General features: G+C 74.0%; 11 protein-coding genes. 6 read left to right on the forward strand and 5 right to left on the reverse strand.

From position 1 onward, the window contains the following. The first annotated feature begins 9 nt into the window (after positions 1-9). Complete coding sequence (locus tag GGQ69_RS01885; protein WP_370577069.1) at positions 10-381, forward strand: DUF3499 family protein; 372 nt, start codon at positions 10-12, stop codon at positions 379-381. A 38-nt stretch (positions 382-419) separates the two neighbouring features. Then, on the forward strand, positions 420-1,973 hold the full coding sequence (ahcY, locus tag GGQ69_RS01890) for an adenosylhomocysteinase (protein WP_010142919.1): 1,554 nt from the start codon (positions 420-422) through the stop codon (positions 1,971-1,973). 103 nt (positions 1,974-2,076) lie between these two features. On the opposite strand, the gene GGQ69_RS01895 is transcribed toward ahcY, so the two are convergent. Then, a complete protein-coding gene (locus tag GGQ69_RS01895; RefSeq protein WP_255459387.1) occupies positions 2,077-2,880 on the reverse strand; it encodes an RDD family protein in 804 nt (267 codons plus the stop codon). Positions 2,881-2,948: 68 nt separating this feature from the next. Here GGQ69_RS01895 and GGQ69_RS01900 point away from each other — a divergent pair, with 68 nt between their 5' ends. After that, entirely contained in the window at positions 2,949-3,941 is a 993-nt protein-coding gene (locus GGQ69_RS01900; protein WP_183523882.1) for a stage II sporulation protein M, read from the forward strand. Between the two features lie 132 nt (positions 3,942-4,073). After that, positions 4,074-5,606: a TIGR01906 family membrane protein gene (locus tag GGQ69_RS16350; RefSeq protein ID WP_255459388.1), complete on the forward strand. Its 1,533-nt coding sequence runs from the start codon at positions 4,074-4,076 to the stop codon at positions 5,604-5,606. A 79-nt stretch (positions 5,607-5,685) separates the two neighbouring features. Here GGQ69_RS16350 and GGQ69_RS01910 read toward each other — a convergent pair whose 3' ends face one another. After that, positions 5,686-7,503 carry a long-chain fatty acid--CoA ligase gene (locus GGQ69_RS01910; RefSeq protein ID WP_183523885.1) on the reverse strand — a complete coding sequence of 606 codons (1,818 nt, stop codon included), beginning with the start codon at positions 7,501-7,503 and terminating at the stop codon, positions 5,686-5,688. A gap of 17 nt (positions 7,504-7,520) precedes the next feature. Next, entirely contained in the window at positions 7,521-9,200 is a 1,680-nt protein-coding gene (locus GGQ69_RS01915; protein ID WP_183523900.1) for a dolichyl-phosphate-mannose--protein mannosyltransferase, read from the reverse strand. 54 nt (positions 9,201-9,254) lie between these two features. On the opposite strand from GGQ69_RS01915, the gene rsmI reads away from it, so the two are divergent. Beyond that, entirely contained in the window at positions 9,255-10,109 is an 855-nt protein-coding gene (gene rsmI, locus GGQ69_RS01920) for a 16S rRNA (cytidine(1402)-2'-O)-methyltransferase (protein WP_183523903.1), read from the forward strand. 162 nt (positions 10,110-10,271) lie between these two features. Further along, a complete protein-coding gene (locus tag GGQ69_RS01925) occupies positions 10,272-11,756 on the forward strand; it encodes an NAD-dependent succinate-semialdehyde dehydrogenase (protein WP_183523906.1) in 1,485 nt (494 codons plus the stop codon). Positions 11,757-11,846: 90 nt separating this feature from the next. On the opposite strand, the gene GGQ69_RS01930 is transcribed toward GGQ69_RS01925, so the two are convergent. Further along, positions 11,847-14,387, reverse strand: a complete 2,541-nt coding sequence (locus tag GGQ69_RS01930; RefSeq protein WP_183523909.1) for a transglutaminase family protein — start codon at positions 14,385-14,387, stop codon at positions 11,847-11,849. After that, a complete protein-coding gene (locus GGQ69_RS01935) occupies positions 14,384-15,508 on the reverse strand; it encodes a DUF58 domain-containing protein (RefSeq protein ID WP_183523912.1) in 1,125 nt (374 codons plus the stop codon). The genes GGQ69_RS01930 and GGQ69_RS01935 overlap by 4 nt, the downstream gene beginning before the upstream one ends. Positions 15,509-15,515: the final 7 nt, after the last annotated feature.

Consider the following 15,515-nt stretch of genomic DNA (forward strand, 5'->3'; position numbering starts at 1 on the left):
ACGGCGGCCGTGGCGACCCTGACGTACAACTACGCCGACTCCACGGTCGTCCTGGGGCCGATGTCCCGGCTGGCCGAGCCGCACACCTACGACCTGTGCGAGCGTCACGCGCGGACGATGACCGCGCCCAAGGGCTGGGAACTGCTGCGCATCGAGGCGCCGGAGGGCTCCGTCCCGCACCCGCCGCCCGAACCCGACGACCTGCTGGCCCTCGCGCACGCCGTGCGAGAGCCCGCGCCCCGGGAGGACCCCCCGCGGCCCACGGTGCGCCGCGGAACCGGTCCCGACGCCGGCCCCCGGCCGGAACCGCTCAACGGCGAGGCCCCGGCCCGGCCGGGACGGCCCGTGCTGCGCCTGCTGCGTGACTCCGGCGAACGCTAGGCCCGGGCGGGCCCGCTGACTGTTCTAGGCTGGGGAGCATGACTGAGATCCCTGCCGACAGCGCCCCGAGCCCCGCGACCGATCCGGGCTACGCCAACCGCGTCACCGTGCCCGGGGCCACCTTCGACTTCGCCGTCCGCGACCTGTCCCTGGCCGAGGCCGGCCGGCACCAGATCCGCCTGGCCGAGCACGAGATGCCCGGACTGATGGCCCTGCGCGAGGAGTTCGGCGAGGCCCAGCCCCTCAAGGGGGCCCGCATCGCCGGGTCGCTGCACATGACCGTGCAGACCGCCGTGCTGATCGAGACCCTCACCGCCCTCGGCGCCGAGGTCCGCTGGGCGTCCTGCAACATCTTCTCCACCCAGGACGAGGCGGCCGCAGCGGTCGTCGTCGGCAACGGCACCCCCGAGGCCCCGGCCGGGGTGCCCGTCTTCGCCTGGAAGAACGAGACCCTGTCCGACTACTGGTGGACCGCCTCCCAGATCCTCGTCTGGCCCGGCGCGGACCAGGACCCGGAGCTGGGCCCCAACATGATCCTGGACGACGGCGGCGACGCCACCCTGCTGGTGCACAAGGGCGTGGAGTTCGAGGCCGCCGGCGCCGTGCCGAGCCCCACCACGGACGACGCCGAGGAGTACCAGATCATCCTGGAGACCCTGCGCGCCTCCATCCACGAGGACCCGCAGCGCTTCACCAGGATCGCAGCGGGCATCCGCGGCGTCACCGAGGAGACCACCACGGGCGTGCACCGGCTCTACCAGCTGGCCGAGGCCGGCCAGTTGCTGTTCCCGGCCATCAACGTCAACGACGCCGTGACCAAGTCCAAGTTCGACAACAAGTACGGCATCCGTCACTCGCTGCCGGACGGCATCATGCGGGGCACGGACGTGCTGATCGGCGGCAAGACCGCCGTGGTCTGCGGCTACGGGGACGTCGGCAAGGGGGCCGCCGAGGCCTTCCGCGGCCAGGGCGCGCGCGTGGTCGTCACCGAGGTGGACCCGATCAACGCCCTGCAGGCCGCGATGGACGGGTACCAGGTGGTCCGCCTGGACGAGGTCCTGGCCTCCGGTGACATCTTCATCACCACCACCGGTGGCAAGGACATCATCATGGCCCAGGACATGCTGCAGATGAAGGACAAGGCGATCGTCGGCAACGTCGGCCACTTCGACAACGAACTGGACATGGCCGGACTGTCCCGGGTGGACGGCGTGGTCAAGACCGAGATCAAGCCGCAGGTCCACGAGTGGACCTTCGACACCGGCACGGACACCGAGCGCTCGATCATCGTGCTCTCCGAGGGCCGGCTGCTGAACCTGGGCAACGCGACCGGGCACCCGTCCTTCGTCATGAGCGCCTCCTTCACCAACCAGGTGATGGCCCAGATGGAGCTCTTCGCCCGCCACGGCTCGATCACCGGCGAGGAGTACGGCAAGCAGGTCTACGTCCTGCCCAAGGTCCTGGACGAGAAGGTCGCCCGCCTGCACCTGGAGGCCCTCGGCGCGCACCTGACGGAGCTGAGCAAGGACCAGGCCGAGTACCTGGGCGTGGACGTGGCCGGCCCCTACAAGCCGGACCACTACCGCTACTGAGTTCTGTCCTCTCGTTCTGACCCATCACAGGATGGACAAATCCCCCCGGTATGACCGGGGGATTTGTCCATCCTGACGGGTTTTTCCAGGATATGGTCGGCGGTCAGGCGTAGGGCAGCGAGCGCATGCGCCCGGCGGCTGCCTCGGTGGCCCGCTGTTGCCGGGTGAGCCGGGCGTAGTCCCGGTTGCGCCGCTCGGCCATCACGGCCAGCAGGAACTCCTCCATGGTGGCGCCGGCGGGCGGTCCCGGGGCCACGAAGGGCGCCACCCGGGCCGCCAGCCGGACGGCCGTGGCGTTCCGGGTGATCGGGGGGACCCGGTCCGCGGCGCGCAGGAACTGGGCCACGGAGGCGGCCAGGGCATCCGGGATGCGCCCGACGTCGGCCACGGCCGCCCAGCCCGTCATCGTCCCGGGCACCCCGGGCAGGGGTGCCGGCACGCGTGGCCGTCGCTCGGTGACCACCCGGGTACCGGCCACCATGTCCGCCAGCCGCTTGCCCCGCTCGTTGAACAGTGAGGCCAGCACCGCCACCGAACCGAAGGTCATCCACAGTTCGAACACGCCCAGCAGGACGCGGACCAGGACGTGCCGCAACCGGACCGCGCCGCCGTCGTCCCGGACCACCCGCAGGCCGAAGGCGAGCTTGCCGGGGGAGCGGCCCCGGCTGACGGTCTCCCACGCCAGGGGCAGGCCGACCAGGCAGGCCACCACCAGGGTGAGGACCGTGGCCTGGGCGGCCGCGGGGTCGAGCCCCTCGCCGACGGTGGCCGCCAGGGCCCATGCGGACAGCGCGAAGGCCCCGGCGATCACCAGGCCGTCCAGCAGTGCGCCGCCGGCGCGCACCACGAACGAGGCCGGCCGCACCTGCAGGACCACGGCCTCACCGGTCACCACCGTGGTCATCATGCGTCCTCCCTCGTCGGGCCCTGCGGAGCGGGCCTCGGGCCAGCGTAGCCGCCGGTACCCTGAGGACCGTGGACCTGGACGCCTACACCGCCGTGCACCGCTCCCTGTGGGAGCGTCTCGACGCGTTGGCCAGGACCCGCCGGCTCGACGCCGGGCAGGCCGACGAGCTGCTCGAGCTCTACGGCCGGGCCTCGGCCCACCTGGCCGTGGTGCAGGCCCACGACCCGGACGGCCCCCAGGCGGTCGGGCTGTCCATGGTCCTGTCCCGGGCCCGCAACCGCATCACGGGTGCCCCGTCCAACGCGGCGGCCGGGCTCTCCCGCTTCTTCGTGGAGCAGTTGCCCGCGGCGTTCTACCGGATCCGCTGGCTGACCGTGGTCCTCGGGGCCCTGTTCTGCCTGGTGGCGGCCTGGTTCGGCCTCTGGGTGGCGCAGGAGCCGCAGGTGCTGGCCGCGCTGGGCAGCGAGGACCAGGTGCGCGAGTACGCCGAGGAGCGGTTCACCGGGTACTACTCCGAGAACCCGGCCGCGTCCTTCGCCGGCCAGGTCTGGACGAACAACGCCTGGATCGCCGCCCAGGAGGTGGCCTTCGGCATCACCGGCTACTTCGTGCCCTACGTCCTGTTCCTCAACGCCCAGGGCGTGGGGATCTCCGGTGGGGTGATGGCCGCCCACGGCGAACTGGACACCTTCTTCCTGTACATCCTTCCGCACGGGTTCATGGAGCTGACGGCCATCTTCATCGCCGGGGCGGCAGGCCTGCGGATCTTCTGGGCCTGGGTCGCCCCGGGCCAGCGGACCAGGCTGGACTCCCTGGCCGCGGAGGGCCGGTCCCTGATGACCGTGGCCGTCGGCCTGGTGCTCGTGCTGGCCGTCTCCGGGGTGGTCGAGGGATTCGTGACGCCCTCGGCGCTGCCCCACTGGCTGCGCCTGGGGCTGGGGGCCGCGGTGCTCGCCGCGTACTGGACCTACACGCTCGTGCTTGGCCGCCGCGCGGTGCGTGCCGGGGCCACCGGGGACCTCGAGGCCCACGACGCCGGCGCCCGCCGGCTCACCGCCTGAGTGCGGCCCCGCCGACGCCGGGAGGAGAGGGGATCGTGCCCGGTCGCGGTGCGCCCCCGACGGCTGGGGTCCGGACGACACTAGGCTCGGTGCCGAGGTCAGGCGACAGCGCAACGAGCGGGAGGCAACACCATGGCACGCACGAGTCCGGGCGGGGACAGCCGGGAGGACCGGGACACCGTCGACGACTGGGGTGGCACCCGCGGGGAGGACCTGGAGGCGCCGCAGTTCGAGAGCGGCCTGGACTACGCAGCGTACGTCGAGGACGATGCCGCCGACGGGACCGAAGGGACCGAAGGGAGCGGCGGGAGCGGCGGGAGCGGCGAGGCCGCGTCCGGGACCGCGGACGGAGCCGCTCAGGCCACGCCCGGCGCCGGGGCCGTCGGCAGCACCGTCGCGGGCCCGGACGGGGTGCGTCCCCGCGAGGCCGAGCACTCCACGGACGAGATCCCGGCGTCCGCCGCCCGGGATGCCCGGGGGGATGCCGGGCGGGATGCCGGGTGGAGCGCCGACCGGGGCTCCGACACCGAGGTCCTGTCCGGTCTCGACCGGCGCGCGACCGCCCAGGCCGAGGCTGGCACCCAGCCCACCCAGTCGATCGACCGCAGTGAACTGGAGCGCCTGGCCGCCGGCGACGGTGCCGGGATCGGCGCGGCAGGAGCGGTAGGAGCGGCAGGCGCGGCACGGGACACGGACCGGGACCTGCCGGGTGCCCGTGCCCGGGGCGCGGAGGCCGACGTGGTGACCGCCACCGCCCGGCCGGAGCCGGAACCCCAGCCCGCGAGTGCCTGGTCCGGTGGCCCGGGTGGCCTGCCGGCACCGGTGGCGGGGCACCCCCGCGGCCCTGCCGCCGGGCCGGCCACGCGGGATCCAGAGGAGAACCGCCGTGAGCTGCGCGACGCGGAGGCCCGCGCCGCCGCCCGCGACGAGGCGCTGAAGGGGTCCCCGACGGGACCGCGGGTGATGCAGGTGCTGCTGGCGGTCTTCTTCCCGGTGGTGGTGCTCATCGCCGCCGTGAGGCTCGTCGCCTCGCCGGTGTTCCTGTGGATCGAGTACCACCGCCCGGGCTTCCCGGACGACCCGTACGGCTTCACCACCGACGACCGGCTCACCTACGGGTCCGCGGGCATGGACTACCTGTTCAACGCCGCGCCGGAGCGCTACCTCGGGGACCTCCAGCACGACGGGTCGGCGCTGTTCACGGGCACCGAGGTCTCCCACATGACGGACGTCAAGCTCGTCATGCTCATCACGATGGGCGTGGGCCTGCTGCTGGGCCTGCTGTGCCTGCTGTTCATGGTGGCGCTGTCCCGCGCCGCCAAGGGCGGGATCCGCCGTGCCCTGTTCGCCGGGTCCCTGTGGATGCTGGTGGTGCTGATCGCGCTCGGCGTGCTGGCGGTGCTGGGCTGGCAGCAGTTCTTCGCCGCGTTCCACGGCCTGTTCTTCGCCGAGGGCACGTGGACGTTCCTGGCCAGCGACGCGCTGATCCGGCTCTACCCGAACCAGTTCTGGATCGATGCCGGGCTGGCCGTGGGCGTGCTCGTCCTGCTGACCCTGGTCCTCACGCTGGTGTTCACCTGGCCCACCCGGCGGCGCCGGTACGACTCGCGGCTGGCCCAGGAGGACTTGATCCGGCGCCGGAACGACTGGGCGGACGCGGCCTGACCACGCGTCCGCGACGGCGGCCGGGAGCACGGTGCTCCCGGCCGCCGTCGCGTTCCACGGACAGGCCGGGCCCGGGGGATCAGTCCGCCCGGTAGAGGTCCTCGATGGCGGCGGCGTAGTCGTCCATGACGACCTTGCGCTGCAGCTTCAGGGAGGGGGTCAGGTGGCCGGACTCCTCGGTGAGCTCGGTGTCGAGGATGAGGAACCGGCGCACGGACTCGGCGCGGGAGACCTGTTCGTTGGCCGCGTCCACCACCTTCTGCACCTCGTCCCGTACCCGCGGGTCCGTGCAGGCCTCCTGCAGGGTCGGCGCCGGCAGGCCCTGGGCGGTCGCCCACTGGGACAGCCCGTCGGGATCCAGGGTGACCAGCGCGCCCACGTACGGCCGCCCGTCGCCGACCACGACCACCTGGGAGACCACCCCGGAGGACCGGATGGCCTCCTCCAGCGGGGTGGGGTAGACGTTCTTGCCGCCGGCGGTGACGATGATCTCCTTCTTCCGCCCGGTGACGTAGAGGAAGCCGTCCTCGTCCAGCCGCCCGATGTCCCCGGACCGGAAGAACCCGTCGGCGTCGAAGGCGGCGGCGGTCTCCTCCGGCAGCCGGTGGTATCCGTCGAACACGATGGGGCCCTTGATGAGGATCTCCCGGTCGTCGGCGATCCGGATGGTGGTGCCGGGCACCGGCAGCCCCACCGAGCCCACCCGCGTGTGGCCGGGGATGTTGAGGGTGGCCGGGGCCGTGGTCTCGGTCAGGCCGTAGCCCTCCTGCATGCCCAGTCCCGCGCCGCGGAAGAAGTGGGCGAGCTCGGGGTTCAGCGCGCTCGCCCCGGAGACGGTGTACTTCGCCGCCCCGCCCAGGATGGCCCGGATCCTGGGGTACACGAGCCGGTCGAACAGGGCGTGCCGGGCCCTCAGCAGCGCGCCCGGGCCGTTGCCCTCGCCGCGGGCCTGGGAGTCCAGCGCCTCGGAGTACTCGACCGCCGTGCGCCGGGCGGCCGCGAAGACCTTCTCGGTGCCACCCTCGCGGGCCTTGGCGGCGGCGCCGGCGTCGAGCTTCTCGAACACCCGCGGCACGGCCAGCAGCCAGGTGGGGTGGAAGGAGGCCAGGTCGGCGGTGAGCGTCTTCAGGTCCGAGGCGTGGGCGATCTGGATGCCGCCGACGAGGCAGACGTACTGCACGGCGTGGGCGAGCACGTGGGCCAGCGGCAGGAACATCAGGGTGCGCTGCTCACCCCCGCCCACGATCTGCTCTGCGAAGGGCAGCAGGTTCACCGCGCCCACGGCGAAGTTGCCGTGCGTGATCCGGGTGCCCTTCGGCCGCCCGGTGGTCCCGGAGGTGTACACGAGCGAGGCGAGGTCGGCCAGCGTGGCGCTCGAGCGCGCGGCCTCCAGCGCCGCGTCCGTCACGCCCCGCCCGGCCTCGGCCAGTGCGGCGAGCCCGGCGGCGTCCAGGAACTCGATGCCCACCTCGACGCCGGCCAGTGCGGCCGCCCGCCGCACGGCGTCGGCCTGGCGGTCGGCCGCCGTGAACACCAGCCGGGTGCCCGAGTCCGTCAGGATGTGCTGGACCTGGTGCGGGGAGGACGTCTCGTACACCGGCACGGAGGCGGCCCCGGCGAACCAGATGGCCTGGTCGATCACGGCCCACTCGTAGCTCGTGGGGGCCATGATCCCCACCATGGACCCCGGCTCCACGCCCCGGGCGATCAGCCCCTTCGCCACCGCGCGCACCTGCTCCAGGAAGGCCGCGTAGGACACGTCCACCCAGCCGCCGGCACCGTTGCGCACCGCGTACGCGGGGGAGTGGGGGCGGGCGGCCGCCACGGCCAGGACATGGTCGGTGGCATTGGTCTCGGCCGGGAGGTCGGCGACCCGGTCCGTGCTGGCTTCTAGCATGCCCCGATGCTATCGGCTCAGATCCAGCTGCTCATCCACATGCGTGCCCGCCACTGCTCATAGGGGATCATCTCCCCGGTCCAGACGGGCATGAAGAACGCGCTGGTCAGCACGGCCACCAGGACGAACGACAGCACCAGGACGGTGTTCCGGCGGCGGTTCACCGGCCCGCCCAGGCGCAGCAGCGCCCCCAGGCACAGGGTGACGGCCAGCACGAGGAAGGGGGCGTAGGCCACCGTGTAGAAGAAGAACATGGTGCGGTCCGGCCAGAGGAACCAGACCAGCTGGCCTGCGGCGTAGGCGCCCAGGATCGCCCCGGCCCGCCAGTCACGGCGGCCCAGCCAGATGAGCACCAGGGCCAGGACGGCCAGCAGGCCGGCCCACCAGATCACCGGGTTCGCCAGGTCGGTGATCGCCGCGGAACAGGTCTCGACCGGGCAGCCGGCCGCACCGTCGTCGTACCCCTGATAGTAGAAGGAGGTGGGCCGGCCCATGAACGGCCAGGTCCACGGGCTCGAGGCGTAGTCGTGGCCGGACTCCAGGCCGCCGTGGAACTGGGTGGACTGCCGGTGGTAGTCGGCCAGTGAGCGCAGCGCCCCGGGGACCAGGTGCTCCCACCACGCCACCGGCGGATGGCTCAGGTGCCACTGCCGGTTGTACCCGCCGGCCGTGACGAGCCACCCGGTCCAGGTGGCCAGGTAGGTGAGCGCGCCGACGCCGACCACGGCGACGAAGGCGTACAGGCCGTCCCGGACGATCCCGGCGCGCAGCCAGTGCCGGATCCCGGCCACCCGGCGGGCGTTGGCGTCCCACAGCACGCTCATCAGCCCGAACACCGCCACGAAGGCCAGCCCGGAGAGCTTCACCCCGCAGGCGGCGCCGAGCAGCACGCCGGCCACCAGCCGCCACGGGCGCCAGCCCAGCCAGGGTCCGTGGCGCCCCGCCCATGGCGGCGGCACCCCGCCGTGGCGGTCGGCGACGCCGGCCAGCCGGCGGGCGAGCAGGGCCCGGCCGTGCGCCCGGTCCAGCAGCAGCGCGCCGAAGGCGGCCAGCACGAAGAAGGACAGGAAGATGTCCAGCAGGCCGGTGCGGGAGAGCACCAGGTGGTGGCCCTCGACGGCCAGCAGCAGCCCGGCCACTCCGCCCAGGAACACCGAGCGGAAGAGCCGCTGGGCGATCAGGGCGGTCAGCAGCACGGACAGCGTCCCGGCGGCCGCCGCCGAGAACCGCCAGCCGACACCGTGGTCCGTGCCGAACCACAGCATGCCCAGGGCGATCAGCCACTTGCCCAGCGGCGGGTGCACCACGTACTCGGGAGAGTCCTCGGGCCGGGGATTCCCGGCGGCGAACTGCTCGTTGTGCTCCTCCGGCCAGTTCAGCTCGTAACCGGCCTGCAGCAGGGTGAAGGCGTCCTTGACGTAGTAGGTCTCGTCGAAGACCAACTGGTCGGGGTGGTCCAGCCGGGCCAGGCGCAGCACAGCGGCCACCAGTGTCACGGCCAGTGGGACGATCCAGCCCCAGTGGCCGGGGTGGAAGCGCTCCCCGAGCAGCCGCAGCCGCAGGGCGGACTCGGTGTACGCCTCGAGGGGGGTCTCCAGCCAGCGGTCACGCACGGGGGCCGGTTCCCGGCCCTCCGGCCGGGACGACGCCGCGGCGTCGGGCGCGGCCGACGGGGCGGAGTGCGGGGGCGGGAACACCCTGCCATGGTACGTGCAGGTCGGTGGGGGATCGCGGGCGCCTACGATGAGGGCATGGCTGATGCAGAGAACCCCGGTGGACGGATCGTGCTGGCGGCTACGCCCATCGGCAACCTCTCGGACGCCTCCGAGCACCTCAGGCACCTGCTGGCCACCGCGGACGTGGTGGCCGCCGAGGACACCCGCCGCGCCCACCACCTGGCCCAGGGCCTGGGCGTCAGGATCACCGGGAAGGTCGTCAGCCACCACGAGCACAACGAACGCGAGTCCACGCGGGAGCTGTTGGACGCCGCCCGGGACGGCGCCGTGGTGGCGGTCGTCACCGACGCCGGCATGCCGCTGGTCTCCGACCCCGGCTACCGGCTGGTCTCGACCGCGGCCCGGGAAGACGTGCCGGTGACCTGCGCGCCCGGCCCGAGCGCGGTGACCACCGCGCTGGCGCTGTCCGGACTGCCCACCGACCGCTTCGCCTTCGAGGGGTTCCTGCCGCGCAAGGAGGGGGAGCGCTCGCGACTGCTCACCGAGCTGTCCCGGGACGCCCGGACCCTGGTCTTCTTCGAGTCACCGCACCGCCTGGCCGCGACCCTGTCCTCCCTGCGGGAGGCCTTCGGGGCCGACCGCCCCGCCTGCGTGGCCCGGGAACTGACCAAGCTCCACGAGGAGGTGGTCCGGGACAGCCTCGAGGGCCTGCTCGAGTGGGCGGGCTCGAAGGACATCAGGGGCGAGATCGTCATCGTCACCGCCGGGGCCACCAGTGAGCCGGACACGGACACGGCCGGCCAGGTGGCCGACGTGGAGGTCCTCGTGGCCTCCGGCACCCGGCTCAAGGAGGCCGTGGCCACCGTGGCCGCAGCCCGCGGGGTGCCCAAGCGGGAGCTGTACGAGGCGGTCCTGGCCTCCCGGCAGTAGGGCCGAACAACGCCCCGACGGGCCCGCACAGTGCACCGGTGTCGCATTGTGACCTGTGCAGGATGGCCCCACGGGCGGCAGTAGTCTGAGGTGAACGGTCCCCGACGACGGCGACACCCGCCGCCGGCCGACCGAGCCGACCGACCGGAAATGAGGTTCCCCATGACTGTCACCGCCGAACGCGAGCAGGAACTGCTGCAGTCCGTCCCCACCGGCCTGCTGATCAACGGAGAGTGGCGGGACGCCAGCTCCGGCAAGACCCTGGACGTGCACGACCCGGCCACCGGCAAGGTCCTGCTCTCCATCCAGGACGGCAACTCGGACGATGCCCTGGCCGCCCTGGACGCCGCCGCCGCCGTGCAGGCCGAGTGGGCGCTGACCGCCCCGCGCGAACGCGCCGAGATCCTGCGCCGCGCCTTCGACCTGGTCACCGCCCGCGCCGAGGACTTCGCCCTGCTGATGACCCTGGAGATGGGCAAGCCGCTGGCCGAGGCCCGCGGTGAGGTCGCCTACGGCGCCGAGTTCCTGCGCTGGTTCTCCGAGGAGACGGTGCGCCACTACGGCCGCTACTTCACCTCGCCCGAGGGCAAGAACAAGATGATCGTGACGCACAAGCCCGTGGGCCCGTCGCTGCTGATCACCCCGTGGAACTTCCCGCTGGCCATGGCCACCCGCAAGGTCGCCCCGGCGGTGGCCGCCGGCTGCACCATGGTGCTCAAGCCCGCCAAGCTCACCCCGCTGACCTCCATGCTCTTCGCCCAGGTCATGCAGGAGGCGGGCCTGCCGGCCGGCGTGCTCAACGTCGTCGCCGGGTCCTCGGCCTCCGCGATCTCCGGGCCGCTGATGAAGGACTCCCGGCTGCGCAAGGTGTCCTTCACCGGATCCACCCCGGTCGGCGTGCGCCTGATGCAGGATGCCGCCCAGAACGTGCTGCGCACCTCGATGGAGCTCGGCGGCAACGCCCCGTTCCTGGTCTTCGAGGACGCCGACCTGGACGCCGCCGTCGAGGGGGCCATGGCCGCCAAGATGCGCAACATGGGCGAGGCCTGCACCGCCGCGAACCGCTTCATCGTGCACGAGGACGTGGCCGAGGAGTTCACGGCCAAGTTCGCCGCCGCACTGGCCGCATTGAACCCGGCCCGCGGCACCGAGCCGGACTCCACCGTGGGCCCGATCATCGACGGCGGCGCGCGGGACGACATCCACGCCCTGGTCCAGGAGTCCGTCGCGGCCGGCGGCGAGGTCGTCACCGGTGGCACCCCCAAGGAGGGCGAGGGCTTCTTCTACATCCCGACCCTGCTGTCCGTGGGCAAGGACAACCCAATCCTGTCCCAGGAGATCTTCGGCCCGGTGGCCCCCGTGACGACCTTCGCCACCGAGCAGGAGGCCATCGAGCTGGCCAACGCCTCCCAGTACGGCCTGGCGTCCTACATCTACACCAAGGACGTCAACACGATGTTCCGGGTCTCCGAGCAGATCGAGTTCGGCCTGGTCGGCTTCAACGCGGGCGTCATCTCCAACGCCTCCGCCCCGTTCGGCGGCGTGAAGCAGTCGGGCCTGGGGCGCGAGGGCGGCGCCGAGGGCATCGAGGAGTACACCACGGTGCAGTACATCGGCATCGCCGACCCCTACGCCGCGAAGAAGTAGTCCGGCCCCTCCACAGTCCCGCACACGGCACGGGCCCGGCTTCGGCCGGGCCCGTGCCGTGTGCGGGCACCGACGGTGGGGTGCACCCGGTCACCCGCGCCGGTTGCGGTCCCTGGTCCAGTCGAGCCAGCCCGGCCAGTCGAGCCAGCCGGGCCGGGCGGGCGATCCGGGCCGGCCCGGGGCGGGCAGCAGTGACGCGGGCAGCCACCGGGCCCGGCGCCGGATGGCCGGGTCCGCGGCCTGCTCCAGGGCGGTGACGAGCGCCCGGACCCGCCCCACCGTCCCGGGCACCGTCGTGGGGGCGGGCGAGGCGTCCGGGGCGTAGCGGGCCCATGAGATGGCGTCGACGATCGCCTCGACCTCCTTGTCCACGGCCGCCACGGTGGCGGTGGCGGTGGCCCCACTCCTGCCGTCCGGCCGGGCCCCGTCCCGGGTGCTCCGGCCCGCCAGCCGGTGCGCGAACGCCGGTTCGGGCTCGTACGCCCGGCGCCCCAGGCCCAGGTCCGTCGCGGTGTCCTCCAGTTCCTGCCACGCGTCCCGGACCCGCCGGCGCATCCGCCGCGCATCGGCCGCGGGGTCCGGTCCGTCGATCGCCCCCGGTGCCGGGCCCTGCACCTGCCCGGTGCGGGCGCCGAGCCGCCGACGCCGCCGTCGGGCACGGAGCCAGCGGGGCAGCACGGCCAGTCCGGCCAGGGCCGCCGCCAGCGTCAGGCCGAGCACCATCGAGCCGACCGTCCGGTCGACGCGGGCCGCGCCGTCCCGCCCCGCAGAGCCCGCTCCCTCCCCGCCGGATCCGGACGCGGGGAGGGGCGCGTTCGGCGACGCGGCCGTTCCGGGCAGCCTGGGGTCGGCCTCGGGCGTCGGGTCACCGGACCCCTGGGCCTGCGTGTAGCTGGGGGTCCGTCCCACCCCCGGGGTGGGCTCGAAGGGGACCCACCCGACGCCGTTCAGGTACAGCTCCGGCCAGGAGTGCGCCCGGTCCGAGGTCACCCGGTGCTGCGTCCCGGTGCCCGGGGTCGCGGCGACGGGTGCGTAGCCCACCACCACCCGGGCGGGGATGCCCACGGACTGGGCCATCATGGTCATCGCGGAGGCGTAGTGGATGCAGTATCCGGCCCCGGCCTCGAGGAATTGCTCCGTCATCCGGAGTCCCGAGCCGTCGTAGCCCCGCTCCACGGGGGCGGTCTCGGAGTAGGTGAAGCGCCCGGAGGTCAGGTGCGCCTGGATGGCGGCGGCCTGCTCCACGGGGTTGGTCATCCCGGCGGTGACCTCCTGGGCCAGGGCCTCGACCCGGGAGCCCTCCAGCTCCGGTCCGGAGCCCCAGCGGTTGTAGATGCCCTGCGGGGCGCCCGGGCGGGTCAGCGAGGCCAGCTCCTCCAGGCCCATCCGCACGGGGACGACGGCGGCCCGGTAGTCGAGCTCCACCGGAGTCGACTCCCGGCGGTAGGCGACGGAGGTGGACGGTTCCACCTGCCAGCCCCAGTCGCCCACGACCCGGTCCACGCGCCAGACCTGGTCCGGCAGCGGGGCCCAGTTCCCGGACCAGTCGTCCAGGGACAGGCTCACCACCGACCACGGACCGTCCCCACCGGCGGCGGCCTGCGCCAGGAGCCGGTCCGAACCGCCGGCCAGCCGCGCACCGGCGGGGTCGAAGCCCGTGATCGTGGGCGGCCCCGAGTACTGGGGCGGCACGGCCTCCCAGGGTGAGTCCTGGACATCTTCCACCACCGCGGTGCGCAGGTAGACGCCCCGGCCGTCCTCGGTCTCGTAGCGGATCCCGGCGTACCCGGTGGAGCTGCGCAGCTCGCGGCCGAGATCGGCGGCCGGGTTCACCGGGCCCGCACCCTGGCCGAGCACGAAGCGCTGCCCCTCGGGGGCCAGCCCGGTGGCCAGGAACGGCACCTGGGTGGCTCCGGCCACCAGGGCGGCCACGGCCGCCGCGCCGGTCGCCACCGTGCCGGCCGGCCAGGAGGCGCCACCGGCCGGCCGGTCGGACTCCGGGCGGGCCCCGGGGGCGGGCGCCTCGTGGATCAGGGACAGCAGGGAGTCGCTGCCCACCGCCAGCAGGGCCAGCCAGGCCCCGGCGGCGATGGCCAGGGCCGGCCACGGGGTCACCCCCGCCGTGATCACGGCCGCACCCCCGATCAGGGCCAGCGGCGGGATCCCGGCGATCGCGGGGGAGCGCAACCCGACGGCGATCGCGTCGGTCACCAGGGCGGTCAGTGCCAGGACCGCCCCGACGGCGGCCAGCGCCGGATCCGTGGGCGTCACCGGGACGGTGTCCGTCCAGATGGTCTCGCGCAGCTCCGCGGCCGAGGCGGCGATCGCCCCCGCCGTCTCCTGCTGGGGCAGCAGTCCCGCCAGGAGCGTCTCGGGCCACCACTGCAGGCACCAGGCCCCGGCGGCGACCGCGAGCCCCACCAGCAGGGGGCGGAGCACCCGGCCTCCGAGGGAGCGGACGGTGGCGGCCCCGGCCAGTCCCAGGACGGCCGGCACGGACGAGGGCGGCAACCAGGCCGCGGGCGGGGCATCGAACACGGCGCCCAGGGACAGCGCGGCGGCGACCACCAGGGCACCGGTGAGGGCGGCCAGCAGCCAGGCGGCCCCGGCCCGGGACAGCACGCCGGTCATGTCCGGACCCCCGCCACCAGCCAGCCGTCCTGCTCGAGCGCGGCGGCGGGCCCTACCGGTCCGGCGGGCCCGACCGGCACGGCCTCACCGGCCCCGAACAGCAGGGCCACGCGGTGCAGGGTGCGGGGCAGGGTGACCATGACCGGCACGTCCTGCCCGACCGCGGTGCCCAGCAGGGCGATGACGGTGGTGACCTGGGAGGGCAGGGCGGCGGGCCAGGCCGCCTCCCGGAGCGCCGGTTCGAGCACGGCGGCGGCCAGCTCGGGCTCCAGCCGGTTGCCGTCCTGGTCCATCAGCAGCACGTGGTGGCCGGAGGAGTGCAACCGGTCGATGACCGCCGCGGCCACGCTGACCGCCCGTTCGAACGCCGCGGACGTCGTCCAGCCCCGGCCCGCCCCGCCGTCCACCTGGTGCCGGCCGGTGGCGAAGGAGACTGCCCGGCAGTCCAGGACCACCACGGTCCAGGGGTCGTGCGCCCACTCCTCCTGGCGCACCATGAGCCGTCCGGTGCGGGCGGTGGCACCCCAGTGCACCCGCGTCAGGGCGTCCCCGTCCCGGTGGTCCCGCACGAGCAGGTCATCCGGGGCCGCCTCGCTGCCGAGCAGGTCCGCCGCGTCGTGCTCCCCGGTCCCGGCCCGCAGGACCCCGTCCAGTGCCTCGTCGTCCAGCGGCTGGGGCAGCACCCGCACCCGGCTCGTGGCCGCCACCGGTGCGCTCCCGGTCCACAGGCCGAACGGGCCGCGCAGGTGCGTCAGGGCCGGGCCGACGTCGTACACCCCCCGCCGGGGTGCCGGCCACCGGTAACCACCGGACGGCACCGGGACCGGGGCGCGGCCGGGCAGCGCGTCCCTGAGGCCGGGCACCACGCCCGAGAACGTCACCCGCACGTCGCCCCCGGCCACGAGGACCCGGGGGGACACCGTGCGCACCAACCGGGTCCGGCGGGCCAGGTGCGCGTGCACGGCCAGCGCGGCCAGGGAGGCGGCGAGGAGCGCGGCCAGGAACAGCCCGATCGCGATGGCCTCCCGCCGTCCCAGGACCAGCCCGCCGAGCACCAGCACCGCGGCGGCCACCCCGATGGCCAGCCCCCGCGTCGTCGGCTTCAGCGGACCGGTGCCCATCGTCCCA

It is taken from the genome of Micrococcus sp. TA1, from assembly GCF_014199555.1.
GTDB lineage: Bacteria > Actinomycetota > Actinomycetes > Actinomycetales > Micrococcaceae > Citricoccus.

What these genes read in the sequence shown, in the direction of transcription:
- GGQ69_RS01925 (WP_183523906.1), top strand. Translation starts at nt 10,272, where the DNA reads ATGACTGTCACCGCCGAACGCGAGCAGGAACTGCTGCAGTCCGTCCCC.
- ahcY (WP_010142919.1), top strand. Translation starts at nt 420, where the DNA reads ATGACTGAGATCCCTGCCGACAGCGCCCCGAGCCCCGCGACCGATCCG.
- GGQ69_RS01930 (WP_183523909.1), bottom strand. Translation starts at nt 14,387, where the DNA reads ATGACCGGCGTGCTGTCCCGGGCCGGGGCCGCCTGGCTGCTGGCCGCC.
- GGQ69_RS01895 (WP_255459387.1), bottom strand. Translation starts at nt 2,880, where the DNA reads ATGATGACCACGGTGGTGACCGGTGAGGCCGTGGTCCTGCAGGTGCGG.
- GGQ69_RS01935 (WP_183523912.1), bottom strand. Translation starts at nt 15,508, where the DNA reads ATGGGCACCGGTCCGCTGAAGCCGACGACGCGGGGGCTGGCCATCGGG.
- GGQ69_RS16350 (WP_255459388.1), top strand. Translation starts at nt 4,074, where the DNA reads ATGGCACGCACGAGTCCGGGCGGGGACAGCCGGGAGGACCGGGACACC.
- rsmI (WP_183523903.1), top strand. Translation starts at nt 9,255, where the DNA reads ATGGCTGATGCAGAGAACCCCGGTGGACGGATCGTGCTGGCGGCTACG.
- GGQ69_RS01910 (WP_183523885.1), bottom strand. Translation starts at nt 7,503, where the DNA reads ATGCTAGAAGCCAGCACGGACCGGGTCGCCGACCTCCCGGCCGAGACC.